Source organism: Nocardioides sp., from assembly GCF_036493135.1.
Taxonomy (GTDB): Bacteria; Actinomycetota; Actinomycetes; order Propionibacteriales; family Nocardioidaceae; genus Nocardioides.
Map to the genome: position 1 here is coordinate 12,668 of NZ_DASXQG010000014.1, position 23,574 is coordinate 36,241.

26 protein-coding genes are annotated in these 23,574 nt (G+C 71.3%); 19 read left to right on the top strand and 7 right to left on the bottom strand.

Annotated features, from left to right (window positions below):
* Positions 1 to 73 precede the first annotated feature (73 nt).
* The 5 genes from VGJ24_RS02375 to VGJ24_RS02395 are packed head-to-tail and all read left to right on the top strand — an operon-like array spanning position 74 to position 4,202.
* A complete protein-coding gene (locus VGJ24_RS02375; protein ID WP_331498884.1) occupies positions 74 to 1,078 on the top strand; it encodes a zinc-binding alcohol dehydrogenase in 1,005 nt (334 codons plus the stop codon).
* Positions 1,078 to 1,476, top strand: a complete 399-nt coding sequence (locus VGJ24_RS02380; RefSeq protein ID WP_331498885.1) for a 6-carboxytetrahydropterin synthase — start codon at positions 1,078 to 1,080, stop codon at positions 1,474 to 1,476. The genes VGJ24_RS02375 and VGJ24_RS02380 overlap by 1 nt, the downstream gene beginning before the upstream one ends.
* Entirely contained in the window at positions 1,473 to 2,561 is a 1,089-nt protein-coding gene (locus VGJ24_RS02385; RefSeq protein ID WP_331498886.1) for a glycosyltransferase family 4 protein, read from the top strand. Before VGJ24_RS02380 ends, VGJ24_RS02385 begins: the two co-directional genes overlap by 4 nt.
* Entirely contained in the window at positions 2,558 to 3,514 is a 957-nt protein-coding gene (locus VGJ24_RS02390) for a lysylphosphatidylglycerol synthase transmembrane domain-containing protein (RefSeq protein WP_331498887.1), read from the top strand. Before VGJ24_RS02385 ends, VGJ24_RS02390 begins: the two co-directional genes overlap by 4 nt.
* Positions 3,507 to 4,202: a RibD family protein gene (locus VGJ24_RS02395; protein ID WP_331498888.1), complete on the top strand. Its 696-nt coding sequence runs from the start codon at positions 3,507 to 3,509 to the stop codon at positions 4,200 to 4,202. Before VGJ24_RS02390 ends, VGJ24_RS02395 begins: the two co-directional genes overlap by 8 nt.
* Here VGJ24_RS02395 and VGJ24_RS02400 read toward each other — a convergent pair.
* Positions 4,166 to 4,576, bottom strand: a complete 411-nt coding sequence (locus VGJ24_RS02400) for a hypothetical protein (RefSeq protein ID WP_331498889.1) — start codon at positions 4,574 to 4,576, stop codon at positions 4,166 to 4,168. The two genes, VGJ24_RS02395 and VGJ24_RS02400, sit on opposite strands and share 37 nt — an antisense overlap.
* A 145-nt stretch (positions 4,577 to 4,721) precedes the next feature.
* Between VGJ24_RS02400 and VGJ24_RS02405 the strand changes: the two genes are divergently transcribed.
* Entirely contained in the window at positions 4,722 to 6,119 is a 1,398-nt protein-coding gene (locus tag VGJ24_RS02405) for an amidase (RefSeq protein ID WP_331498890.1), read from the top strand.
* Between the two features lie 5 nt (positions 6,120 to 6,124).
* On the opposite strand, the gene VGJ24_RS02410 is transcribed toward VGJ24_RS02405, so the two are convergent.
* The gene (locus VGJ24_RS02410; protein ID WP_331498891.1) at positions 6,125 to 6,883 is read right to left on the bottom strand and encodes a VOC family protein; all 759 of its coding nucleotides are present in this window, start codon (positions 6,881 to 6,883) and stop codon (positions 6,125 to 6,127) included.
* A 197-nt stretch (positions 6,884 to 7,080) separates the two neighbouring features.
* Between VGJ24_RS02410 and VGJ24_RS02415 the strand changes: the two genes are divergently transcribed.
* The gene (locus VGJ24_RS02415) at positions 7,081 to 7,704 is read left to right on the top strand and encodes a hypothetical protein (RefSeq protein ID WP_331498892.1); all 624 of its coding nucleotides are present in this window, start codon (positions 7,081 to 7,083) and stop codon (positions 7,702 to 7,704) included.
* Entirely contained in the window at positions 7,701 to 7,898 is a 198-nt protein-coding gene (locus VGJ24_RS02420; RefSeq protein ID WP_331498893.1) for a hypothetical protein, read from the top strand. Before VGJ24_RS02415 ends, VGJ24_RS02420 begins: the two co-directional genes overlap by 4 nt.
* Before the next feature lie 23 nt (positions 7,899 to 7,921).
* On the opposite strand, the gene VGJ24_RS02425 is transcribed toward VGJ24_RS02420, so the two are convergent.
* From VGJ24_RS02425 to VGJ24_RS02440, 4 genes are all read right to left on the bottom strand, one after another.
* Positions 7,922 to 9,193, bottom strand: a complete 1,272-nt coding sequence (locus VGJ24_RS02425) for an RNA polymerase sigma factor (protein WP_331498894.1) — start codon at positions 9,191 to 9,193, stop codon at positions 7,922 to 7,924.
* Between the two features lie 92 nt (positions 9,194 to 9,285).
* A complete protein-coding gene (locus VGJ24_RS02430) occupies positions 9,286 to 9,660 on the bottom strand; it encodes a YciI family protein (protein ID WP_331498895.1) in 375 nt (124 codons plus the stop codon).
* A gap of 82 nt (positions 9,661 to 9,742) precedes the next feature.
* The gene (locus VGJ24_RS02435) at positions 9,743 to 10,282 is read right to left on the bottom strand and encodes an AAA family ATPase (RefSeq protein ID WP_331498896.1); all 540 of its coding nucleotides are present in this window, start codon (positions 10,280 to 10,282) and stop codon (positions 9,743 to 9,745) included.
* The gene (locus VGJ24_RS02440) at positions 10,279 to 11,955 is read right to left on the bottom strand and encodes an MFS transporter (RefSeq protein WP_331498897.1); all 1,677 of its coding nucleotides are present in this window, start codon (positions 11,953 to 11,955) and stop codon (positions 10,279 to 10,281) included. The genes VGJ24_RS02435 and VGJ24_RS02440 overlap by 4 nt, the downstream gene beginning before the upstream one ends.
* A gap of 102 nt (positions 11,956 to 12,057) precedes the next feature.
* On the opposite strand from VGJ24_RS02440, the gene VGJ24_RS02445 reads away from it, so the two are divergent.
* Together VGJ24_RS02445 and VGJ24_RS02450 are read left to right on the top strand one after the other, a co-directional pair.
* Complete coding sequence (locus VGJ24_RS02445; RefSeq protein ID WP_331498898.1) at positions 12,058 to 12,540, top strand: GNAT family N-acetyltransferase; 483 nt, start codon at positions 12,058 to 12,060, stop codon at positions 12,538 to 12,540.
* A gap of 145 nt (positions 12,541 to 12,685) precedes the next feature.
* Positions 12,686 to 12,886: a hypothetical protein gene (locus VGJ24_RS02450; RefSeq protein WP_331498899.1), complete on the top strand. Its 201-nt coding sequence runs from the start codon at positions 12,686 to 12,688 to the stop codon at positions 12,884 to 12,886.
* A gap of 21 nt (positions 12,887 to 12,907) precedes the next feature.
* Here the strand turns inward: VGJ24_RS02450 and VGJ24_RS02455 are convergent, their stop codons facing one another.
* Entirely contained in the window at positions 12,908 to 13,771 is an 864-nt protein-coding gene (locus VGJ24_RS02455; protein ID WP_331498900.1) for a Ku protein, read from the bottom strand.
* 181 nt (positions 13,772 to 13,952) lie between these two features.
* Here VGJ24_RS02455 and ligD (VGJ24_RS02460) point away from each other — a divergent pair, with 181 nt between their 5' ends.
* From ligD (VGJ24_RS02460) to VGJ24_RS02500, 9 genes are all read left to right on the top strand, one after another.
* Positions 13,953 to 14,870, top strand: a complete 918-nt coding sequence (gene ligD, locus VGJ24_RS02460; RefSeq protein WP_331498901.1) for a non-homologous end-joining DNA ligase — start codon at positions 13,953 to 13,955, stop codon at positions 14,868 to 14,870.
* Positions 14,867 to 15,574: a L,D-transpeptidase family protein gene (locus VGJ24_RS02465; RefSeq protein WP_331498902.1), complete on the top strand. Its 708-nt coding sequence runs from the start codon at positions 14,867 to 14,869 to the stop codon at positions 15,572 to 15,574. The genes ligD (VGJ24_RS02460) and VGJ24_RS02465 overlap by 4 nt, the downstream gene beginning before the upstream one ends.
* On the top strand, positions 15,571 to 16,482 hold the full coding sequence (gene ligD / locus VGJ24_RS02470; RefSeq protein ID WP_331498903.1) for a non-homologous end-joining DNA ligase: 912 nt from the start codon (positions 15,571 to 15,573) through the stop codon (positions 16,480 to 16,482). Before VGJ24_RS02465 ends, ligD (VGJ24_RS02470) begins: the two co-directional genes overlap by 4 nt.
* 282 nt (positions 16,483 to 16,764) lie before the next feature.
* Complete coding sequence (locus VGJ24_RS02475) at positions 16,765 to 17,442, top strand: response regulator transcription factor (protein ID WP_331498904.1); 678 nt, start codon at positions 16,765 to 16,767, stop codon at positions 17,440 to 17,442.
* Between the two features lie 102 nt (positions 17,443 to 17,544).
* On the top strand, positions 17,545 to 19,803 hold the full coding sequence (locus VGJ24_RS02480) for a GAF domain-containing protein (protein ID WP_331498905.1): 2,259 nt from the start codon (positions 17,545 to 17,547) through the stop codon (positions 19,801 to 19,803).
* Positions 19,804 to 19,807: 4 nt separating this feature from the next.
* Entirely contained in the window at positions 19,808 to 20,188 is a 381-nt protein-coding gene (locus VGJ24_RS02485; RefSeq protein ID WP_331498906.1) for a response regulator, read from the top strand.
* On the top strand, positions 20,185 to 21,324 hold the full coding sequence (locus tag VGJ24_RS02490; protein WP_331498907.1) for an adenylate/guanylate cyclase domain-containing protein: 1,140 nt from the start codon (positions 20,185 to 20,187) through the stop codon (positions 21,322 to 21,324). Before VGJ24_RS02485 ends, VGJ24_RS02490 begins: the two co-directional genes overlap by 4 nt.
* Positions 21,321 to 22,910, top strand: coding sequence for a peptide ligase PGM1-related protein (locus tag VGJ24_RS02495; protein ID WP_331498908.1), 1,590 nt, complete (start codon positions 21,321 to 21,323; stop codon positions 22,908 to 22,910). The genes VGJ24_RS02490 and VGJ24_RS02495 overlap by 4 nt, the downstream gene beginning before the upstream one ends.
* Before the next feature lies 1 nt (position 22,911).
* Positions 22,912 to 23,556: a histone deacetylase gene (locus tag VGJ24_RS02500; RefSeq protein ID WP_331498909.1), complete on the top strand. Its 645-nt coding sequence runs from the start codon at positions 22,912 to 22,914 to the stop codon at positions 23,554 to 23,556.
* The last annotated feature ends 18 nt before the right edge of the window (positions 23,557 to 23,574 follow it).

Here is a 23,574-nt window from a genome sequence, read left to right on the forward strand (position 1 = left end):
TTTCGGTTACCAGTCATACGAGGGCGGGTCGGCGTCGGTTCAGGACCCAACGCCGGACGTGGAGGGAGCCGACGTGTCACGAACGGCCCGCGCTTACTGGCTGCGTGAGCCCGGGTTCGGTGAGATCCGTTCCGCGGATCTTCCGGATCCGGGTCCGGGGGAGGTGCTGGTCCGGACCCTCGTGTCGGGTGTCAGTCGCGGCACCGAGGCCCTCGTCTTCCGTGGCGGCGTTCCCGAGAGCCAGCACGCCACGATGCGCGCGCCGTTCCAGGAGGGCGACTTCCCCGGCCCGGTGAAGTACGGCTACCTCAACGTCGGCCTCGTCGAGGCCGGACCGGTCGACCTGATCGGCCGGACCGTCTTCTGCCTCTACCCACACCAGACGGCGTACGTCGTGCCGGCCGAGGCGGTCACGGTCGTCCCCGACGACGTTCCCGCTCGCCGCGCGGTGCTGGCCGGAGCGGTGGAGACCGCTGTCAACGCGCTGTGGGACGCCCGCCCGCTGCTGGGCGACCGGGTCGCGGTCGTCGGCGCCGGCATGGTCGGCCTCAGCGTCGCCCGGCTGCTCACGGGGCTGCCCGGGGCGAAAGTGACGGTCGTCGACACCGACGTGACCCGCGCCGAGCTGGCCGAGGCGTTCGGTGCGAGCTTCGCCCGGCCCGGTGAGGCTCCCGACGACCTCGATCTCGTCTTCCATGCCAGCGGCACCGCCGCAGGCCTCCAGGTCGCCCTCGACCTGCTCGCGGCCGACGGCGTGGTCACGGACCTCAGCTGGTACGGCGACATGCCCGTCGAGCTGAACCTCGGCGGTCGGTTCCACTCGGCGAGGCTCGGCATCCGGGCCAGCCAGGTCGGCGAGATCGCGCAGCCGCGACGCGGCCGGCGCACCCACGCCGACCGGATGGCGCTCGCCCTTCGGATGCTGGCCGACCCCGCGTTCGACGCGCTGCTGACCGGCGAGTCGGGGTTCGACGAGCTGCCGCAGGTGATGGGCAAGCTCGCCTCGGGCTCCATCCCGGCTCTGTGCCACACCATCACCTACCCGGCCGACTCTGCCGATGACGCAGGGGAGCGCTGATGTTCGAGGTGACCGTCAGCGACCACATGATGATCGCGCACAGCCTGCGCGGCGACGTCTTCGGTCCGGCCCGGGCGCTGCACGGCGCGACGTACGTCGTGGAGGCGGCGTTCGCCCGTCAGCAGCTCGATGCGGACGGCATCGTGCTCGACATCGGCCGAGCCGGCGACGCGCTGAAGGCGGTCCTGGCCGACCTCACCTACCGCAACCTCGACGAGGTCGAGTCCCTGGCGGGGCTCAACACGACCACCGAGGTGCTCTGCCGCGAGATCGCGGACCGGCTCGCCGCCCGCGTCCATGACGGCTCCCTCGGCGTCGCGTCCGGCGACCTGGCCCGCATCCGGGTGACGCTCCGCGAGACGCCGGTCGCCTGGGCGAGCTACGAGAGGGCGCCATGACGGTCCCTCTGTACGCCGTGCTTCCCGCCGGCCTCGACGACCCAGGTCGGCCCAGCGGCGGCAACAGCTACGACCGTCGGGTCCTCGACGGGCTGGTCCACCGGGGCCGGCCGGTGGTCGAGCTGCCGATCGCGGGCAGCTGGCCGGCACCCGGACCCGCCGACCTCCACGAGCTCGACGCGCTCCTGGTCGGCATCCCCGAGGGCTCGCTCGTCCTGGTCGACGGGCTCATCGCGTCGGGTGCGGCTTCGGTGCTCCCGCGCTACGCCGTTCGGTTGCGCCTGGTCGTCCTCCTGCACATGCCGATCGGGCCCGACGCCGGCGAGGCGCAGGTGCTCGGCTCGGCCGCCGCCGTGGTGACGACCAGCGTCTGGTCGCGCGAACGCCTGCGCGGCTGGTACGGCGTGCGCCCGGTCCACGTCGCCCTGCCGGGGGTCGATCCGGTCGACCCGGCCCCGCCTCACCGCAGCGCGGCCGGGGGCACGTCGTTCCTCTGCGTCGCCGCGGTCCACCCCGGCAAGGGGCACGACCTGCTGTTCGAGGCGCTGGCCGCGCTCGGCGACCGGGCCTGGACCCTCACCTGCGTCGGCTCCCTCGAGGTCGATCCCGACTACGTCGCGGCGCTCCAGACCCAGGTCTACGCGCGATCCTGGGAGCGCCGGGTGATCTTCACTGGGCCGCTGACCGGCCCCGCCCTCGGTGCGGCGTACGGCGTAGCCGACCTGCTCGTGCTGCCGTCCCGCTCGGAGAGCTACGGGATGGTCGTCGTGGAGGCTCTGGCGCACGGTCTGCCGGTCGTCGCCACGTCGGTCGGCGGTGTGCCGGAGGCACTCGGGCACGCGCCGGTCGGCGCGCTCCCGGGGCTGCTCGTGCCCCCCGAGGACCCGCTCGGCCTGGCCGGCGCCCTGCGCGCCTGGCTCGACGACCCGGGTCTGCGTGAACGCCTCGGGTACGCCACGGCACGCCGCCGCCCCGCCCTGCGCCGCTGGGAAGCGACCGTCGACGACCTCGAGGCCGTCCTCGATCGGGTGGCCACGGCCGTGCCGGCCGGACCGGCGCGCGCCCGGACGGGAGGCCGGTCGTGAGCTCTGCCCTCCCCCACGGCGTACGTCGGATCCGGCCGGCCCTGCGGCTGGCCGGCGGCGCCCTCGTGATGGTCGTCCTGGTCTGGCGGTTCGGCACCGGCCCGTTCGCGGCCGCGTGGCGGGTCACGACCTGGGGCTCGGTCGCGGCCGCTCTGGCCCTGACCGGCCTGGCCACCCTCGCCAACGCCTGGCGCTGGCGGGTGGTCGCGCGCGCCCTCGGCGCACCGCTCACGCCGTTCGGCTCGGTCGCGGCGTACTACCGCTCGCAGTTCCTCAACGCCGCCCTGCCCGGAGGTGTCCTCGGTGACGCCCACCGGGGCGTCCGGCACGGCCGCGACGCGGGCGACCTCGGCGTGGGCCTCCGGGGCACGGTGTGGGACCGGGTCACCGGCCAGGTGGTGCAGGCCGGGTTGCTGGTCGTCGCGCTGGCCCTCCTCCCCACGCCGTTGCGCCCCTATGCGCCGGTCGCGTTCGCCGGCCTCGGGGCCGTCGCGTTGTTCGCCTGGTGGCTCGGGCGCCGGCAGGGCGCGGTCGCGTTCGTCGGACACGACCTGCGGGCGCTCCTCCGGCCGGGCGTCGCCGTCCGGGTGGTCGCCGGCTCCTGTGCCTCCACCGCGGGCCACGTGGCCGTCTTCCTGGTGGCCGTGGCCGTCGTGGGCGTCGACGCCACCCCCGCGCTGCTCGTCGCGATCGCGCTGGCCGTGCTGGTCGGCTCGGCGGTGCCGCTGAGCGTCGCCGGCTGGGGTCCCCGCGAGGGCGTCACCGCCGGCGTGTTCGCCCTGGCCGGGTTGGGCTCCACGACCGGGCTGACGGTCAGCGTCGTCTTCGGCGTCCTAGCCGGCGTCGCGACCGTGCCCGGGGTGCTCGTGCTGCTCGCCGATGCCGTCGTACGTCGTCCTCGGCCGACCATGGAGGAGCAGGCCCCCGCCCTCGAGGAGGCCCGTCGTGGCTGACCGGCCGTACACCCTGCTCAGCTGCAGCATGTCGATCGACGGCTACATCGACGGCGCCAAGGAGACTCGCCTCCTCCTGTCCAACGACCTCGACTTCGACCGGGTCGACGAGGTGCGCGCGGGCGTCGACGCGATCCTGGTCGGCGCCACCACGGTCCGCAACGACAACCCGCGCCTGCTCGTCCGCGACCCCGCCCGCCGGCGGGCCCGGCTCGACCGCGGGCTCACCGAGCACCCGGTCAAGGTGACGGTCACGCAGCGGGGCCGGCTCGACCCCTCGCAGCGCTTCTTCGCCGACGACGGCAGCCGGAAGCTGGTCTACGCCGGCAGCCGGGTCGCCGGGGCTCTCGACGACCGGCTCGGTCGGGTCAGCGAGGTCGTCGACGCGGGTGACCCGGTGCGGATGGCCGACCTCGTCGGTGACCTGCACGCGCGCGGCGTACGCCGGCTCATGGTCGAGGGTGGGGGAGCGGTGCACACCCAGTTCCTGGCCGACGACCTCGTCGACGAGCTGCAGCTGGTGGTGGCACCGTTCTTCGTCGGCGAGCCCGGGGCACGCCGGTTCGTGGGCGAGGGCCACTTCCCGTGGCACCCCGGCCGCCGCGCTGTCCTGGCCGAGACCCGGCAGCTGGGTGACGTGGTGCTGCTGCGCTACGCCCTGTCCGACCGGTGCGCGCCGACGGACTGAGCCCGCACCGGCACCACCACCTCGGGCTCCGGGTCCTCGAGCATGATCGCCAGACCCATCACGATCGCGATGATCTCGACCGTGGCAGCGCCGAACACCGAGAGCCCCGCCCACTTCTCGTGGGTGCCGAACAGACCGATCGTGCTGGCCAGGGTGAAGGCGCCGAGTGTCGACATCCCGAAGCACGCGGCCAGGACGCCCGCGCCCGGGTGGCGCCAGCGCACGAGCAGTGCGGCGATGACCAGCCCACCGGTGACGTTCAGCAGGAACGCCGGGCCGATCACGTGCACGGACCGCATCCCCTGGAACCAGAGGGCGAGGTGGATCGCCACGGAAGCCAGGACGGCCACGGCCGCCACATATCGCAAGGTCATGATGTGTGTCCCCTTCGCCGCCCGTCGGGCGGCCCACCGGTGACACGGCTCCGACCCCCTGCCGGTTCGGTCACCGCGAGGATCTTCACCCCTTCCGGGTCGCGGGCGGGCGCGAACGAGGAAAACTTGACTCTAGGCTTCGCACGTGGCACCGCCTGAGACCGATCCTGCGCCGACCGCCGCCGAGATCGTCGACCGGATCACGGCCGGGACCACCACGCCCGAGGCCGAGGTGGCACGCGCGCTGTCCGCGATCGGCGCGCGCGACGGGCGGCTCAACGCGTTCTCCGTCGTGCTCGCGGACGAGGCGCGAGAGCAGGCGCGGTACCTCGCCCTCGGGCACGGCGAGACCCGTGGCCCGCTGTACGGCGTACCGGTGGCGATCAAGGAGGAGCTCGACGTCGCCGGCTGCGTGACGACGTACGGCGGCAGGGGCAACAGCACGCCCGCGGCCGAGGACGGCGAGGTGGTACGGCGGCTCCGCGCGGCCGGCGCGCTCGTCGTCGGCAAGACGAACATGCCGGAGTTCGGTGCGTACCCGTACACGGAGTCGGTCGCGCACGGCTACACCCGCAACCCGTGGCGTACGGCGTTCTCCCCGGGCGGCTCCAGCGGCGGCTCCGCGGCGGCGGTTGCGTCGGGCATGGTGCCGGTCGCGATGGGTGGCGACGGCGGTGGCTCGATCCGGATCCCGTCGGCCTGCTGCGGGCTGTTCGGGCTGAAGCCGCAGCGCGGCCGGGTCACCAGCGCCCCCCACGAGCACCTCTGGTGGGCGCTCGGCACCGCCGGCCCGCTGACGCGCACGGTCCTCGACTCGGCGATCGTCTACGACGTGATCCGCGGCCACCTGCCGAGCGACCGGTGGCAAGCGGGAGAGGTCGGCTCGTTCACCGATGCCGCACGGCGCGAGCCGGGTCGGCTCCGGGTCGGCTGGTCGGTGAAGCCGGTGGCCAGAGGAGTCCGCCCGCACGCCGATGCCGTCGCTGTGGTCCGTGAGACCGCACGCCTGCTCTCCGACCTCGGCCACCGGGTGCGCGAGGTCGACCCGCACTACCCCGACCCGACCGCCGCCTTCGTCCCGCAGTTCTTCGGCGGCATCCGCTCCGAGGCCGAGCAGGTCGAGCATTTCGAGCGACTCGAGCGGCGTACCCGCGAGACCTGCCGCCTGGGCGCCTGGGTGACGCCCACGGTCATGAACGCCGCCCTCCGGGCCACGGAGCGTGTCTCCGAGAAGGCCAACCGGATCTTCCAAGACGTGGACGTCCTGCTCACTCCGTCGATCGCCCACCGGCCGCCCCGGGTCGGGATCCTCGACCGGACCGGCACCGTCCGCGCCTCGCTCAGGTCGCTGCCGGCGGTCGCGTACGCCGTGCTCTGGAACGTCGCCGGAAACCCCGCCTGCTCGGTCCCGTCGCGCACGGGCAGCGACGGGCTCCCGGTCGGCGTGCAACTGGTCGGCCCGACCGACGGTGAGGAGGTCCTCCTCAGCCTCGCCGCTCAGCTCGAGACCGCACGCCCCTGGCCGCGGGTCGCGCCGGACTGACCGGTTCAGGAGGCCTCGAGGTTGGGGCCGAGCACGCAGAACGAGATGCCCGCGGGGTCGATCATCGTCGCGATCCGGCCGTACGGCGTGTCCGCGGCCGCCGAGACGACCTCGGCGCCGATCGACACCGCCTTCGCGGTCGTCTCGTCGGTGTCGGCGACCTGCAGGTAGAACTGCCAGCGGGCCGGCTCGTCACCCAGGAAGCCGCTGGCGTCCATGATGCCGGCGCGGGCGTTCTCGTTGAGTCCGAGCGTCGTGTACCGGAACTCCGGGGTGTCGCCCATGACGTGGGTCTCCCAGCCGAACGCGTCCTGGTAGAACGCGACCGCCTCGTCGTACCGCGTCGTCAGCGTCTCGAACCACGCAGGCGCGTTCTCCTCGTTCCGGGTCGCGAAGCCGGGGAAGGTGTCGGCCTGCCAGGCGCCGATGGCCGCCCCGGAGGGGTCGGCGAGCTCGGCGAAGGAGCCGAGGTCGCCGACCGGCATCGGCTCGATCAGAACGCGGCCGCCGGCCGTCTTCGCCCGCTCCACCGTGCCGGCCAGGTCGGACGTCGAGAGGAAGACCGACCACGTGCTGGGGAGATCGTCGGGCGTCGGCACGAGGCCGGCGATCGGCTGGTCGCCCCGGAAGAACATCCGGTAGCCCTGGTACTCCTCGCTCGGCGCGCCGGCCGACCACTCGAACAGCTCGCCGTAGAACGAGATCGCGGTGTCGACGTCGTCGGTGGTCAGCTGGATCCAGCAGGGTTCTCCGATGGTGTCCATGGCTGCTCCTCATGGGGATTCCGTGACGCCAGTTTCCTCCAGACGTGCTGGAGGCGCATCACCGCGACCCGGCCGTCTCCACAACTTCTCGGGACGATCGCCACCTCGTCGCCACGTCCGGAGGCTCCCGATCCGGGAGGGTTCCCCGCGCAACAGACCACGGGGGTCTGGTGTCCACACCAGAAAGCAGAACAGAGATGACCAACACACGCAGGGCGACCGTAGGGGTCGCCGCAGTGATCGCGTCCGGGGCCGCGATCGTGGCGACCTCGCACGCGGACGCCGCCAGCAAGACGAACAACTTCCAGATGCACCGATCACCGGGCATCGTGGCCGCGGGCTGCCTGCCCGACGCGAAGGCGAAGGTCAGCGTCCGCAATCGCGGACCGGTCGAGGAGATGAAGGTCCACGCCACCGGACTGCCGCACCGCACCGACTTCGACCTCTTCGTGATCCAGGTGCCCAACGCACCGTTCGGGGTGTCGTGGTACCAGGGCGACCTCGAGACCGACCAGCACGGTGTTGCGAACGGCACGTTCGTCGGCCGCTTCAACGAGGAGACGTTCGCGATCGCACCGGGCACCGCACCGGCGCCTTCGGTGCACTCGTCGCCGATCCCCGACGCGACCAGCAACCCGGCCTTCGGCCCCGTCCACACGTTCCACCTGGGGCTGTGGTTCAACTCGCCGGAGGACGCCGTCAAGGCCGGCTGTCCCGGCGCCACGACCCCGTTCAACGGCGAGCACAACGCCGGCGTCCAGGTGCTGAACACCGACCAGTTCGGTGACCGGCACGGACCGCTGCGGCGTCTGAAGCCATGACCGGGGACACGATGGGCGGGCTGACGGCCTGTCCGGAGTGCACGGCGACCGCCGAGGTGACCGACCGGGTGATGCTCGACAGCACCGATGGACCGGTGGAGCACGCGCGCATCCGTTGTGTGCGGCGGCACTGGTTCTACATGCCAACGGCCGGACTCGTGAGCGGCATGGCGCCCGAGCCGGTGGCGCGCTGACCTGAGACCAGGCTAGGGCGCGATCACGTCGCGCACGCCGCGGCCCGTTGGAGGAGCAGCGCGCGTTCGCCGGCGTTGCCGGTCAGGCCGGCAGCCTCGGTGAACGCCGCTGCCGCCTCGGCGCGGTGACCCGCTCGCTCGAGCAGGTCGCCGCGCACGGCCGGGGCCAGGTGAGATCCGGTCAGGGACCGATGACCGGCCACGGCGTCCAGCACCGCCAGCCCGGCCTCGGGTCCGAACGCTCGTCCATGGGCGACCGCGCGGTTGACCTCGACCACGGGGTTGTCTCCGAGATGTGCCAGCAGGTCGTACCAGTCGGCGATGCCACGCCAGTCGGTCTCCTCCGCGGTCGTGGCGCGGGCGTGGCAGGCCGCGATCTGGGCCTGTACGACGTACGGCCCGAACGGGCGTCCCGACGAGCTGACGGTCATCGCTCGGTCGAGGGCGGCGAGCCCGCGACGGATCATCAGCTCGTCCCAGCGCGAGCGGTCCTGGTCCTCGAGCAGGACCGGTCGCCCCTCCGCGTCGGTGCGTGCGTGCAACCGCGATGCCTGCAGCTCCATCAGCGCGAGCAGCCCGTGGACGTCGGGTTCGCCCGGTGCTACGTCGACGAGCATCCGAGTGACCCGGATCGCCTCGGCACAGAGGTCGGGCCGCGTCCAGTCGTCGCCGGTGGTGGCGGCGTACCCCTCGTTGAAGATCAGGTAGAGCACCCCCGTCACGTCGTCGAGCCGGCGTTCGCGCTCCGGCCCGACAGGGAGCTCGATCGACTCGCCCTCGAGGGACGTCTTCGCCCGCGAGATGCGCTGCCCGACGGTGGCGTCCTTGGTGAGGAAGGCGCGGGCGATCTCGGGCACGGTCAGGCCGCCGACGAGCCGGAGCGTGAGCGCCGCGCGGCTCTCGGGGGACAGGGCCGGATGGCAGGTGAGGAAGATCAGTCGCAGCACGTCGTCCTCGATGTGGTCGACGAAGGTGTCGAGGTCGGGCATCTCCACCTCCTCCCGTTCCAGGGCGTGACCGAGCTCCGTCGTACGACGGCGCAGGGTGTCGGCGCGCCGGAACTGGTCGACGGCGCGGCGTTTCGCGGTCTGCATGAGCCAGGCCGCAGGGTTGTCGGGGACCCCGGACTCCGGCCACTGCTGGAGGGCGGCGACCAGCGCGTCTTGGGCGAGGTCCTCGGCGAGGGCCAGGTCGCGGGTCATCCGGGTGAGGGCGCCCACGAGTCGTGCCGACTCGTCGCGCCACACCCGCTGGACGACCTCCTGGGGGTCCTGGGCGGTCCCGGCCTCGCTCACACGAGGAGCCTAGGGCGTCGCTCCCCCATCGCCCGGCGTCGCGCAGCGGGCCATGGATGGGGAGGGACGCGCTTCGGGACCGCCCCCGGACGTCAGGACCCGGTCGGCGCCTCGTCGGGCTCGGCGATCCGCCGGATCTCGATCGCGCCCTCCCAGCCCGGCCAGTGCTTCAGGTGCAGGTCGGCCATCGCCTGACCCTCGCTGCGGGCTTCCTCCTCGGAGTCGAACTTGACGATGGCCCAGCCGCCGATGACCTCCTTGGCCTCGGCGTACGGGCCGTCGGTGACGGTGACGTTGCCGCCGCGGACGCGGAACTCGACGGCATCGGCCTTGCCGTACAGCCCGCCGCCGTCGACGAAGGAGCCGTCGGCGATGGCCGCGCCGACGTGCACGTCCATGGCATCCATGAGCGCCTGAGGCGGGTTGGCCTGGGACTCGTCCATCTTCACGAAGCACAGGTAACGCATCGGTGTGTCCTCTCGGTGGGTGATCGTTCGCCCGTACGTCGCACGACCGATCCCGGTTTCGACATGGACTCAGAACTTTCTCTCATACGTGCTCGCCGAGCGCCACCAGCAGCGCGCGATAGGTCGTCTCAGGGTCGGTGCTCGGGACGCGCACCGCCGGGAGTGCATCGAGCCGTGCCGACACCGTCAGCAGCGCCGCATCGCCGCCCTCCGCGACCCAGAACCCCGTGGCGTACGACGTCCACTCGTCGTACGCGGCATCGTCCCGGGCGTGGAAGCGCCGGACCACGGTCTCGGGATCGGTCGTCAACATCACGTGGATGTGCTCGGCGCCGGCTTCGCGCGCTGCGGCCGCGAACCGGCCCAGCTGGTCGTGGCGAGCGACCAGCTGGGGCAGCACGACGTCGTACCCGGTGGTCAGGTAGCCGGTGACCAGGGCGAGCGCCGCGGTGCGGACTCGCCCGGCGGCACCGTCGTCGTCCTGCCAGCCGCCGATCATGGTGCGGAGCACGTCGATGTCGCAGAGGAGGACGCCCGGGTGCTCGACGGCGTACCGACGAGCCAGGGTGGTCTTGCCGATCCCGGGCGGCCCGTTGAGGTGGATCAGGCGAGCCCCGCTCATTCGGGCTCCTGCGTGGGGTCGCCCGGCGAGAAGCGCTCGAGCAGCTCGTCGACGTGGCCGCTGGTCACCTCGCGACTGGTCTCCCATCCGGTGACCACTCCCACGAAGCGGTCGCCGTCGAGCAGCCGCACGTCCATCGCGGTCGTGGCCCGGACGGTCGCCGTACGCGGGACCTGTCGCAGCAGCGCGATCTCGCCGACCAGCTCACCCGGTCCGACGGTCGCGATCGGCTGACCGTCACCGAGCACGTCGGCGTTCCCGCTCTCGATGATGAAGCAGCCGTCTCCCGCATCGCCCTGTCGGTAGACGATCTCGCCGGCGGGTACGTGGCACGGGCGGAGCCCGGCGGCGAGCTGCTCGAGGGCAGGCAGGGGCAGCGGGTCGAAGACGGCCACGCGGCGGAGCAGGCTGAGATCCTCGTCGCGGGCCACCATCGCGTCGTCGATCCGACGCAACTGGAACCAGAAGACCAGGACCAGCACGGGTCCGACCGCGCCGACGATCCACAGTGCCTGGCGCAGATCGGTCGACGTCGCGAGCCAGGCGGCCAGCACCGACCCGCCGCCGACGAACAGCCCGCCGATGCATTCGAGCAGCCCGTAGACCCGGGCCAGCACGCGCTCGGGAGCGAGCCGGGCGACGAGCGTGAAGAGGCCGACGTCGACCAGTGCGTTGCCGACCCCGATCAGCGCGAACAACGCCAGGGCCGCCGGTCTGCTGGGGTAGGCGGCGAGAACGACCAGGGGTGCGCCCCACATGGCCACGCCCGTGCCGAACCAGACGGCCAGCCTGCGGTTGCCCACGAACAACGAGGCGAACAGCGACCCGACGATCGCGCCCGCGCCGATCGCCGCGGTCAGCGTGCCGACACCCGGCTCGCCGAGGCCAAGGAGGTCGACGGCCACGAGGACGCTGAACACCGACAGGGCGCCACGGGTGAGGACCTGGGCGGCCAGGAGCGTCAGCAGCACCCGGAGCTGGGGCGAACGGGCCGAGACCTTGGCGCCCAGCAGGAGGCCGGAGAGGACCGAGCCGCGACTGGCCTGGTGCTCGGGCTCCTCGACGGTGAGGCCGAGCGTCACGGCCGCCGAGAGTCCCGAGACGACTGCGACCGCGAGGAAGCCCGACGACGTACTGCCGCCGACCAGGAGTGCGGCGGCCAGCGCCGGACCGACCAGGGTCGAGATGGAGTCGAGGAGCCCGCGGACGACGTTCGCCGACGCGAGCTCCGACGGCGTATGACACAGCAGGGGGAGCAGGGCGGAGTTCACCGGGCGGTAGAGCAACGCGGCGGCGGTCGAGAAGATCGCCAGGGCGTACACCGCCACCTGGGAGCCACCGGCGGCGACGATCAGGGCGATGCCGGCAGCGGTCGCACACCGCGTTACCGAGACGACGGTGAGCGCCAGGTCGCGTCGCCAGCGGTCGGCGAGGGCCGAAGCGAACGGCGCGAGGATCGCCGACGGCACCATCCGCAGCAACGACACCAGGCCGACCGCCTTGGCGCCGCCCTCGTTGAACGCGTACACCGAGAGCACCACGGTGAAGGTCCACTCGGCGGTGCAGGCGCCGGCGAACCCGAGCTGGAGCCGGCGTACGTCGGGGTTGCGCGCGCTCGCGACGAACGAGTCTCCGGCAACACGGAGTCGCCGGCGCCATCCCTCCCCCGTCACGAGGCGAAACCTAACGTCGCCATGGCCGCGTCAGCCAGGGCGACGCACGTCTGGCGGGCCGATGTGCTGTGCCCGGAGGCGACCGCGGGCTACCGTTCCGCCATGCGGGAGCGCCCCGCGCTGTTTCTCGGGCTGCTCGCGGACCAACCAGAACTCATCGCCGAGGTCGGCGTCCTCCGCTGGCGTGCGTCGGGGCAGGGCGGCACCGCCGGCCCGTGGATCGAGTCGACCGCCCGGGACGCCGGACAGGACGGGCTCCCACTGACGCTGGTCGCGATGGGCATCGAGGGGCAGGCGATCGGGGCCCTGACCCTGGGGCACCGCGACGACGACGTCACCGGCTGCGAGGGGCTGGCTCCGTGGCTGGTACGGATGGTGGTGCGCCCGGAGTCACGCCGGTGCGGCATCGGGCGGCTCATGGTCTCGGCCGCCGAGGATCTCGCCCGGGAGCGTGGCTACGACCGCGTCTGGGTGGCGTCGCGCGACGAGGACCTCGAGTTCTACCGACAGTGCGGTTGGGCCGAGAGCGACCAGCCGGGGTACGACGCCACGGCCGTGCTCTGCAAGAGCCTGGGCACCGGCTGAGCCATTTTCAGGGCACCTGCCGGGGCGACCGCTCGACGGGGTTGCGAGGGCGGTCCGTGGGCCGAGGATTTTGTCTCCTCGCATGGCGCCTGCGCGGCGTACAGTCTCGACACGTATCGCCGTGGTGCGACCAGGAGGAGGGGCCATGCCCGCGATCGTCTGGGTGGTCGGAGCTCTGGTGGTGATCGTCGGAGCGCTTCTCGCGGTCGACTGGTTCACCGCAGGTCGGGTCAAGGGTCGGATGCTGGTCCGGGCCCGCGACGGCAGCGAGTCGGACTCGAACGTCAACTACACCCACCACGAGCAGACCGTCCGGGGGATCCAGCACTGGGACCAGGCCCCCTGATCCAGCTCGGCCGGATTCCGCTCAGCTGGCCTTCTTCTTGGCAGCCTTCTTGGCGGTCGCCTTCTTCGCGGCCTTCTTGGCCGGCTTCTTCTCGTCCTTGTCGTCGGACTCGCCTCGCGCGGTCTTGGCGGCGTCGACGGAGCGCTGCAGCGCGGCCAGCAGGTCGACGACCTCGCCGGAGGACTTGGTCGTGGTCGGGGTCTTCTTGACCTCTCCGCCCTCGATCTTGTTCTTGACCAGCTCCTCGACCGCCCCGGCGTAGTCGTCCTCGTACTCGCTGGCGTCGAAGTCGCCGGCCAGGGTCTCGACCAGCATGTTGGCCATCGAGACCTCGGCGTCCTTGACCTCGCCGGTGTCGACGGAGAAGTCGGGGGTGCGGATCTCGTCGGGCCACATCATCGTCTGGAGCACGATCACGTCGTCCTTCACCCGCAGCACGCCGACGGTCGTCCGTTGTCGCAGTGCCACCGTCACCACCGCCATCCGGTCGGCGTCGAGCAACGCCTGGCGCAGGAGGGCGTAGGGCTTGGCACCGGTCTTCTCCGGCTCGAGGTAGTAGCTCTTCTCGAAGAGCATCGGGTCGATCTGGTCGCTGGGCACGAACTTCTCGACCGCTATCTCGCGCGACGACTCGCTGGGCAGCGCGGCCATGTCGTCGTCGGTGAGGATGACCATCTCGCCGTCCTCGGTCTCGTAGCCCTTGGCGATGTCGGCGTACTCGACCTCCTCGCCGTCGATCGCGCACACGCGCTGGTACTTGATCCGGCCGCCGTCCTTGGCGTGCACCTGGCGGAACGAGACGTCGTGCGACTCGGTCGCGGCGTACAGCTTCACCGGCACGCTGACGAGCCCGAACGACACCGCACCCTTCCAGATCGCACGCATCCCATACCTCCGTGAGCTCGTCGTGTGCGTCCAGTATCAGGGAGTGCGCGCCCGAACGCACGTGCCCCACGGGGTCGCCCTCACGAGCCCCGGTTCGATAGTACGTATCAAACAGCCGGGACCGACTCGGGCGAATGCGGCCGGATGATACGTACTATCGGCCCCTGCGAAGATGAGTTGCATGCGTCCCATGCTCGCGACCCGCGGCACGCGCGTGCCGGCCGGTGACGAGTGGCAGCACGAGGTGAAGTGGGACGGCATGCGCGTGCTCGTCGACGTACGCCGTGGCGCGGCACGCCTGTTCAGCCGCAACGAGAACGACGCGACCGTCTCCTTCCCCGAGCTGGCCGACGTGCCGACGGACGACGCGCTGCTCGACGGCGAGGTGGTCGCGTTCGCCGACGGGACGCCCAGCTTCGCGGTGCTGGCCGAGCGGATGCACGTCTCGCGCGCCGATCGGGCGCACCGGCTGGCCGAGCGGATCCCGGTCACCCTGCTGGTCTTCGATCTGCTCCGCCTCGGCGAACGCGACCTGATGGACCAGTCGCTAAGCGCGCGTCGCGAGATCCTCGAGGGCCTCGACCTGAACGACGACCGCTGGCAGACGCCACCCGTGTACGCCGACGGCCCGATGCTGTTCGACGCGACGTACCAGCAGGGCCTCGAGGGGATCGTCAGCAAGCGGCTGTCGAGCCGGTACCGGCCCGGGCTGCGCAGCAAGGACTGGCTGAAGTTCGCCCACCGCCGCCGCGAGTCGTACGTCGTGGGCGGCTGGCGCCTCGAGACGGACTCGCGGGACCGGCTCGGCGCGGTGCTGGTCGGACAACCGACCGCCGACGGGCTGCTCTACCGTGGCCGGGTCGGCAGTGGCATCGCCGGTCGCAAGGCCGCGGTGCTGCGCGAGCTGCTCGCACGGCTCACCCGCGACTCCACCCCGTTCGCCGACGAGGTGCCGCGGCTCGACGCCGTCGGCGCGACCTGGGTCGAGCCGGTGCTCGTGGTGGACGTCGAGTCGCTCGGCCCGTCCGCACAGGGCCGCATCCGCCAACCGTCGTACGTCGGCACCCGCGCCGACCTGACCCCGGAGGATCTGACATGAGGAAGCTCGGGCTCCTGCCGCTCGTGATCACGCTGACCGCCGTCACGCTGGCGGCCACGTCGTCACCCGCCAGCGCCGAGACGCGCCACGTCACCCTCGGTGGCGTCCGGGTCGCCCTGCCCGACCACACCCACCAGGTCGTCACCGTCGACCACACCCGCGGCTACCGCGCACGGGTCGCCTACTGGGTGCTTCGCCAGGACCACTGGCAGCGCCTGTACGCCGTACGCGACGGCCGCATCGGGTACGGCGGGCTGGTCGCGCCCCGCAAGCGCCACCAGGGCACCGGCACCACCCCGCTCGGCACGACGCGACTGATCTCGGCGTTCGGCAGCCACCCACGCGGCGACTCCTGGAGCCTGCCCTACCGACGGATCCAGAAGGGCGACTACTGGGTCGAGGACAACGGCTCGCGCTACTACAACCGTTACCGCAACAGGTCGCAGGGCGGGTTCCGCTGGTGGCTGCCGGCCAGCAACGACAACAGCTCCGAGCGGCTGCGCGACTTCCCGGTGCAGTACGAGTACTCGATCGTCACCAGCTACAACCGCGCCCAGGTGCGCCACCGCGGCGCCGGGATCTTCCTGCACGTCAACGGCAGCGGCGCCACCGCGGGATGCGTCAGCGCGCCGCGCTCCTTCCTGAGGAAGCTGATGTGGCGTCTCGACCCGGACAAGGTGCCGGTCATGGCGGTCGGCAGATGAGTCCCGGCAGCGGAGAGGAGGTCCGGGTCGAGGTCGAGGGCCGCACCCTCAAGCTGTCCAACCTCGACAAGGTCCTGTATCCCCGCACCGGCACCACCAAGGGCGAGGTGCTCAACTACTACGCCCAGGTCGCACCGGTGCTCCTGCCGCTGCTGAAGGATCGGCCGGTCACCCGCGTCCGGTGGCCGAACGGCGTCGAGAAGGCCCGCTTCTTCGAGAAGAACGCACCGGCCGGGACGCCGCGCTGGGTCCGCACCGCCGACGTCCCGACGACCGGCTCCCGCGGCGAGAGCCGGCACGGCGACCGCCTGGTGTTCCCGATCATCGACGACCTCGCGACCCTCACCTGGGCCGCCAACCTCGCCGCCCTCGAGCTCCACGTCCACCAGTGGACGGTCACCAGGCAGGGCAAGCCGCGAGGTGCCGACCGGATCGTGATCGACCTCGACCCCGGCGAAGGAGCCGGGCTCCACGAGTGCTGCCGGGTCGCGCTCCTGGTCCGCGACAAGCTGGCCGAGCGCAAGCTCGACACCCGCCCGGTGACCAGTGGCAGCAAGGGGATGCACCTCTACGCCCAGCTGCCTCGCCGCCGCGACCCCGACGATGCCTCGGCCGTGGCCAAGGAGATCGCCGAGCAGCTCCAGACCGAGCACCCGAAGCTGGTCACCGCGACCATGACCAAGGCCAGACGCTCGGGAAAGGTCTTCCTCGACTGGTCGCAGAACGCCGGCTCCAAGACCACCGTCTCGCCGTACTCCCTGCGCGGCGTGGAGCGTCCGTGGGTCGCCACTCCTGTCTCGTGGGACGAGGTCGACGAGGGGGCCGAGGACCCGCTCGGGCTCGAGCAGTTCCGGTACGACGAGGTGCTCGCCCGGGTCGCCGAGAAGGGCGATCTGTTCACCGACTGATGCCCCTACACCACCAGTGGCCACAGACCGGTGGAGCCGGAGCGCGTCGTTACCATTCCGTGGATCGGCTGTGTGTCAATCGTTGCATTGTCTTACGTACGGTTGCGGTGCCCGGTCCCAGCGAGCTCCAACCCGCACGGTGCCGGTGGCCGCCGACTGCCGGGGGGTGGGGTCGGCTGAGCCCGTGGATCCGCCCGTAGTCCCCGCTGCGGGCGGAACCACGCCCCACCGGGCCGGTTCGAACACCGGACTAGTTGATCGCCGCCACTTATGCTCCGAGCCATGTCACACCGCGTTCTGCTCGTGGAGGACGAGAGCGACATCGTCTCGCCCCTCGTGCAGACGTTGGGGCGCGAGGGCTACGTCGTCGACCAGGCCTCGAGCGGCCGAGACGCGATCGCGGCGGCCTCGCGCGCGACGTACGACATCGTGATCCTCGACCTCGGGCTGCCCGACATCGACGGGCTGGAGGTGTGCCGACGGCTCCGCGCGGCCGGCTACAAGGGCGCGGTCCTGATCCTCAGCGCCCGGAGCCAGGAGATCGACCGCGTGGTCGGGCTCGACGCGGGCGCCGACGACTACCTCGCGAAGCCGTTCGGACTGGCCGAGCTCCTGGCGCGCCTCCGCGCGCTGCTCCGGCGTACGTCGGTCCGCGCGTCCGGGGCGTCGGCGGGCGACCACCGCCTCCAGGTGGACGTCGACGCCCACCGCGTGTACGTCGGCGACCACGAGGTCGCACTGACTGGCAAGGAGTTCGACGTGCTGGCCGTGCTGGCTGCCAACCGCGACAAGGTCGTCTCGCGCTCGCAGCTGATGTCGGAGGTGTGGAGCGAGGCCTGGTACGGCTCGACCAAGACCCTCGACGTCACCATCGGCCGACTGCGTCAGAAGCTGGAGAAGGCCGGCCCGGTCGAGCGGGTCGTCACGGTCCGCGGAGTGGGCTTCCGGCTCGAGGGCTAGCACGTCAGCCCAGCGGACGATTGCCGCGGGCGCCGAACCTGAGGACACTCGAAGGGACGTCGTCGCGGCGCCCGGTGCCTCGGGCGACGGGGGAGGCGGGCGATGAGCGATCGCCGAGAGCATGTCAGCGTCGAGCAGCACGAGCAGCTCCGACGAGACTTTGTCGCCCTCCAGGAGCAGTTCGAGGCCGCCGACGAGGTCCTGTCGGCCATGGGCCGCTCCGCCGCCGATCCCGAGACCGTCCTCAACGCGATCGTCGAGAGCGCCCGCCGCCTCTGCCGGTCACAGTCGGCCTTCCTCTACCTCCTCCAGGAGGACGGCTACTACGAGTTGATCATGTCGACCGGAGTCAGTGAGGCGGCGATCCGGTTCATCAACGAGCACCCGATGGCGCTCGACCGAGACACCCTGATCGGCCGGGTCGGCCTCGAGCGCAGGGCCCAGCAGATCCCGGACGTGCTGACCGACCCGGACTACGGCGCGTTCGACCTCCAGCGGGTCGGCGGCTACCGCACCACGATCGGGGCGCCGATGCTGCTCGACGACGAGGTCGTCGGCACGCTCAACCTCTGGCGCACCGAGGTCGACCCGTTCGACGAGCGGGAGATGGCGATCGTCACGGCGTTCGCCGGGCAGGCCGCGATGGCGGTCAACGGCGTGAAGCTCGTGCAAGAGCTGGAGACGCGCGGCACCGAGCTCGCGAAGCGCGTCGACGAGCTCGAGGCGTTGCGCGAGGTCGGCGAGGCCGTCAGCTCGAGCCTGGACGTGGACCGCGTGCTCTCCACCATCGCCATGCACGCCGTCGAGCTCTCCGGCACCGACGGCGGCTCGATCATGGAGTACTCCGAGCGCGACCGCTGCTTCCGGGTACGCAGCGTCTACCGCACCCAGCCCGAGGTGGTGGCGCGGCTGCGCGAGATCCGGATCGACCTCGACGAGACGTTGGTCGGCCGCGCCGCCCGGGAGCGACGTCCGATCTCGATCTCCGACCTGCGCACGGTCGACCTCGATCCGCATCTACGGATCCTCCACGACGCCGGATGGCGGTCGCTGGTCGCCGTACCGATGCTGCGCGAGGACCAGATCGTCGGGTCGTTGATCGTCCGCCGCAAGGAGACGGGGGACTTCACCGAGGAGAACGTGGACCTCCTGGAGACCTTCGCGAGCCAGTCGGCGCTCGCCCTGCTCAACGCCCAGCTGTTCCAGGAGCTCAAGGCTCAGAGTGTCGAGCTGGAGCTCGCCAGTCGGCACAAGTCGGAGTTCCTGGCCAGCATGTCCCACGAGCTCCGGACGCCGCTGAACGCCATCCTCGGGTTCTCGGAGGTCCTGCTCGAGCAGATGTTCGGCGAGATCAACGAGCGCCAGGAGGAGTACCTCCGCGACATCCACGGGTCCGGCAAGCACCTGCTGGAGCTGCTCAACGAGATCCTGGACCTGTCCAAGGTCGAGGCCGGCCGCATGGAGCTCGAGTACGCCTCGTTCGACCTGCCCCAGATGCTCAGCGGCTCCCTGTCGATGCTGCGAGAACGGGCCGCCCTTCACGGCATCACGATGGACGTCGAGGTGGGAGATGGCGTCGGCGAGGTGTACGCCGACGAGCTCCGCCTCAAGCAGGTCCTGCTCAACCTGGTCACCAACGCGGTCAAGTTCACCGGTGACGGCGGGACCGTGACGGTCCGAGCGGACCGCGACGGCGGCGACATCAACATCACCGTGACGGACACTGGGATCGGCGTGCCCGAGAAGGATCGGGAGCGGATCTTCGAGTCCTTCCAGCAAGGTGGGCGGGGTAGCTCGCGCGAGGAGGGCACCGGGCTCGGCCTGACGTTGTCGCGTCGCATCGTGGAGCTTCTCGGGGGCCGCATGTGGCTGGAGACCGAGGTCGGCCGCGGGAGTACCTTCGGGTTCTCGATCCCGAGCGGCGACCGTGGGCGGAGCGCAGCCTCGACGGCCGGTGAGGCCGGACCGGGCGGTCGGGTCGTGGTGATCGAGGACGACCGGCCGTCCCTGGCCCTGTTCGACGCCTACCTGACGGGGGCAGCGCTGGACGTCGTCACCGCGCGGGACGGTCAGTCGGGGCTCGCCGCCGTACGGCGGTCGCGCCCGGATGCCGTCCTGCTGGACATCCGGTTGCCCGGCATCGACGGCTGGGCTGTTCTGAAGGCGCTGAAAGCCGATCCGGAGACGTCCGGCATCCCGGTGATCGTCGTGTCGATCGTGGACGAGCGGACGCGCGGGGTCGAGCTCGGTGCAGCGGCGTACCTCGTGAAGCCGATCCGCCGCGAGGATCTGCTTTCCGCGCTCGCAGGCGTCGGCGTCCCGGTGGCGACGCGCACCGGACCGAGCACGGAGGCGAGGTGAGGAGATGGACCCGAACCGCATCCTGGTGGTCGAGGACAACCCGAAGAACCTGAAGCTGGTCAGAGACGTGCTGACGTACTCCGGCTACGTGGTGATCGAGGCGACGACGGGCGAGGACGGCGTACGGCTGGCTCACGAGAGCTCGCCGGACCTGATCCTGATGGACCTGCAGCTCCCGGGGATCGACGGCGCCGAGGCGCTGCGGCAGATCCGAGCGGCCGAGGAGACCCAGGTCCCCGTGGTCGCGGTGACGGCGTTCGCGATGAACGACGACCGGGAGCGGGCGTTCGCATCGGGCTTCGACGGGTACGTCGAGAAGCCGATCAGTGTGCGGGCCCTCCCCCAGCAGGTGCGCGACTTCCTTCGACTGAGAGGCGCCGGATGAACGACACAGCCCCCGCGAACGCGCGCGTCCTCGTCGTCGACGACCAGCCTCCGAACATCAGGCTCCTCGAGGCGATCCTCACGCCGCGTGGGTACGACGTCCGCGCCGCGTCGTCGGGCAAGGAGGCGCTGGCCGCCATCGACGAGGGCGACGTCGACCTCGTGCTCCTCGACATCGTGATGCCGGGCATGGACGGCTACGAGGTGTGCCGCGAGATCCGGGGGCGGCCGGCCACGGCGTACCTGCCGGTCGTGATGGTCACGGCGAGCGGCGACGAGCAGAAGATCAAGGCCCTCGAGGCGGGTGCCGACGACTTCGTGACCAAGCCGATCGACACCAGCGAGCTCCTCGCCCGCGTGGCGTCGCTGGCGAGGATCAAGCGGTACCAGGACACCATCAAGCGCCAGTCCGACGAGCTCTCCTCGTGGAACCAGGAGCTCGAGGGCCGGGTGGCGGAACAGGTGTCCCAGATCGAGCGGATGGGGCGGCTGCGGCGCTTCCTCTCACCCCAGCTGGCCGAGCTGATCGTCGACTCCGGCGACGAGTCGTTCCTCCAGAGTCACCGGCGCGAGATCGTCGTCGTGTTCTGCGACCTGCGCGGGTTCACCCCGTTCGCGGAGGCGAGCGAGCCCGAGGAGGTGATGGGCGTCCTCGAGGAGTACCACGCCGCGCTCGGCGACCTGATCTTCCGGTTCGAGGGCACCCTCGAGCGCTTCGCCGGCGACGGCCTGATGGTCTTCTTCAACGACCCGGTGCTCTGCGACGACGGTCCGGCGCGCGCGATCCGGATGAGCGTCGCGATGCGCACCCGGGTCCGCGGGCTGGCCGAGTCCTGGGCCCGGCAGGGACATGACCTCGCCCTCGGCATCGGGATCGCCCAGGGCTACGCCACCTTGGGGCGCATCGGCTTCGACGGACGGCACGACTACGCGGCGATCGGCAGTGTCACGAACCTCGCCTCGAGGCTCTGCGCCGACGCCGAGCCGTGGCAGATCCTGGTCACCGAGCGGGTGTTCTCGGTGGCCGGCCCACTCGTCGTGGGTGAGGACGCGGGCATCCGCGAGCTGCGCGGCTTCAGCCGGAGCGTCCACGCGTACGACGTCAAGGGCATCGACAACGCCCGGATCGTGTCATGAGCGGTGATCTCTGGACCCCGCCGGCCACGTCGGCGGACGTGCTCTCGAAGCTGGACGAGCAGGAGCGATACCGGCGCTTCGACCAGCTGCAGGGCCGCATGGGCGAGGTCTGGGACGCGATGCGTCTCAACCACGATGACGAGTCGGTGGTCGTGATTCCCTCGATCACCCTGGACAAGGCGGTGGCGTCGAGCGGCAGCATGACCCAGTCGATGGAGGAGCGGTTCCTGTTCCTGCTCATGCTGCTGCGCCAGCCGAGGCTTCGCATGGTCTACGTCACCTCGCTGCCGATCGCTCCCGAGATCATCGAGTACTACCTCGCCCTGCTCCCCGGCGTGATCCCCAGCCACGCACGCTCCCGTCTGTCGCTCGTCCACGTCGACGACGCCTCGCCGCGCTCGCTGAGCGAGAAGCTCCTGGACCGGCCGCACGTCCTGGCGCGGATCGCCGCGCTGATCCCGAACCGCACACGCTCACACCTGGTGCCCTACAACACCACCGAGCTCGAGCGCGACGTCGCGCTGAGCCTCGGGATCCCGATGTACGGCGCCGACCCGCGGCTCGCGCCTTTCGGCTCCAAGTCGGGCTGCCGCAGGATGTTCGCCGAGGTCGGCGTCCCCTATCCGCTCGGTGTGGAGAATCTGCGCACGCTCGACGACGTGGCAGATGCGGTGGTCGGGATGCGGGCCGAGCGGCCATCGATGGACAGCGTCATCATCAAGCTGAACGAGGGCGTGTCCGGGGCCGGCAACGCACTCGTCCGCCTGTCGGGCCTGCCGGCGCCCGGCGCCTCGGACGAGCGCGCTGCCGTCATGGGGCGCCTGCGGAGCATGGAGCTGGAGTCGCTGACGACGCCTCTCGACGTCTATCTCGCCAAGTTCGCGGAAGGCGCGGGCATCGTCGAGGAGCGCATCGTCGGGGAGGAGATCGAGAGCCCCAGCGTCCAGCTACGAGTACTGCCCGGTGGCGCCGTCGAGCTGTTGTCGACCCATGACCAGCTGCTCGGAGGCGCGAGTGGGCAGAGCTACCTCGGCTGCAAGTTCCCGGCAGCACCCGGCTACGCGCGCGCCATCACCGAGCATGCCGAGACCATCGGGCTGTGGCTGGCGAAGCAGGGTGCACTGGGCCGCTTCGCGGTCGACTTCGTCGTGGTCCGCGGCACCAACGGCGAGTGGACGCCGTACGCCATCGAGCTCAACTTGCGCAAGGGCGGGACGACCCACCCGTTCCTCACCCTTCAGTTCCTCACCGACGGTCGCTACGACCCCACGACGGCGCTCTTCATGACGCCTCGCGGCCACGAGAAGCACCTGGTCGCCACGGACCATCTCGAGTCCGAGATGCTGTGCGGGCTGACGTCGTCCGACCTCTTCGACATCGTGGCCCGGCACGGGTTGCACTTCGACCAGTCGCGGCAGGTCGGGATCGTGTTCCACATGATCAGCTGCCTCACCGAGCACGGCCGGATCGGCCTGACCGCCGTCGGCGACACCCCGACCGAGGCGGACCGACGCTATCGGGAGGCCGAGCGTGTCCTCCTCGAGGAGGCGCGGCTGGCCCTCGAGGAAGCTCCGCTACCGGTCTGAGATGGGGCTGCCGCAGATCTGGTACGTGGCGTACGCCTCGAACCTGGCCATGGCCCGGTTCCGCTGCTACCTGTCCGGCGGGCGTCCGGCGGGTGGCTCACGCGACTACACGGGCTGCCGAGACCCGAGCGATCCCGCGAGAGCGCGGGGTGTCGAGGTGCCGGGTGGCCTGGTGTTCGCGGAGGAGTCCCGCGTGTGGGGTGGTGGGATGGCGTTCTACGATCGCGCGGCACCGGGCGTCGTGGCCGCTCGCGCCTATCTGGTGACCACGGAGCAGTTCGGCGACGTCGCGGCGCAGGAGCGTCGGCTTCCTCCCGGGGGTGAGTTCGCCGAGGACCTGGCGGGACTCCTCCCGGACGTGGAGTCCCTGGTCACCATCGGACCGGGTCGCTACGAGACGGTGGTCCGGCTCGGCGAGCTCGAGGGCGCGCCGATGTTCACGATCACCCACCACGACGTCGGAAGCCTGCGGCTCGCGGCGCCGGCTGCGGCGTACCTGCAGTGGATCTCGATCGGGCTGCGCGAGTCGCACGGGTACGACGGCGCCCGGATCGCCCGGTACCTCGGCGCTGCCCCCGGGATCCGGGGTGCCTGGGCCGAGGCCGAGATCGAGGCGCTCACTCAACAGACGGCCTCGGAGACGTAGACCGTGGACCGGCCGCCG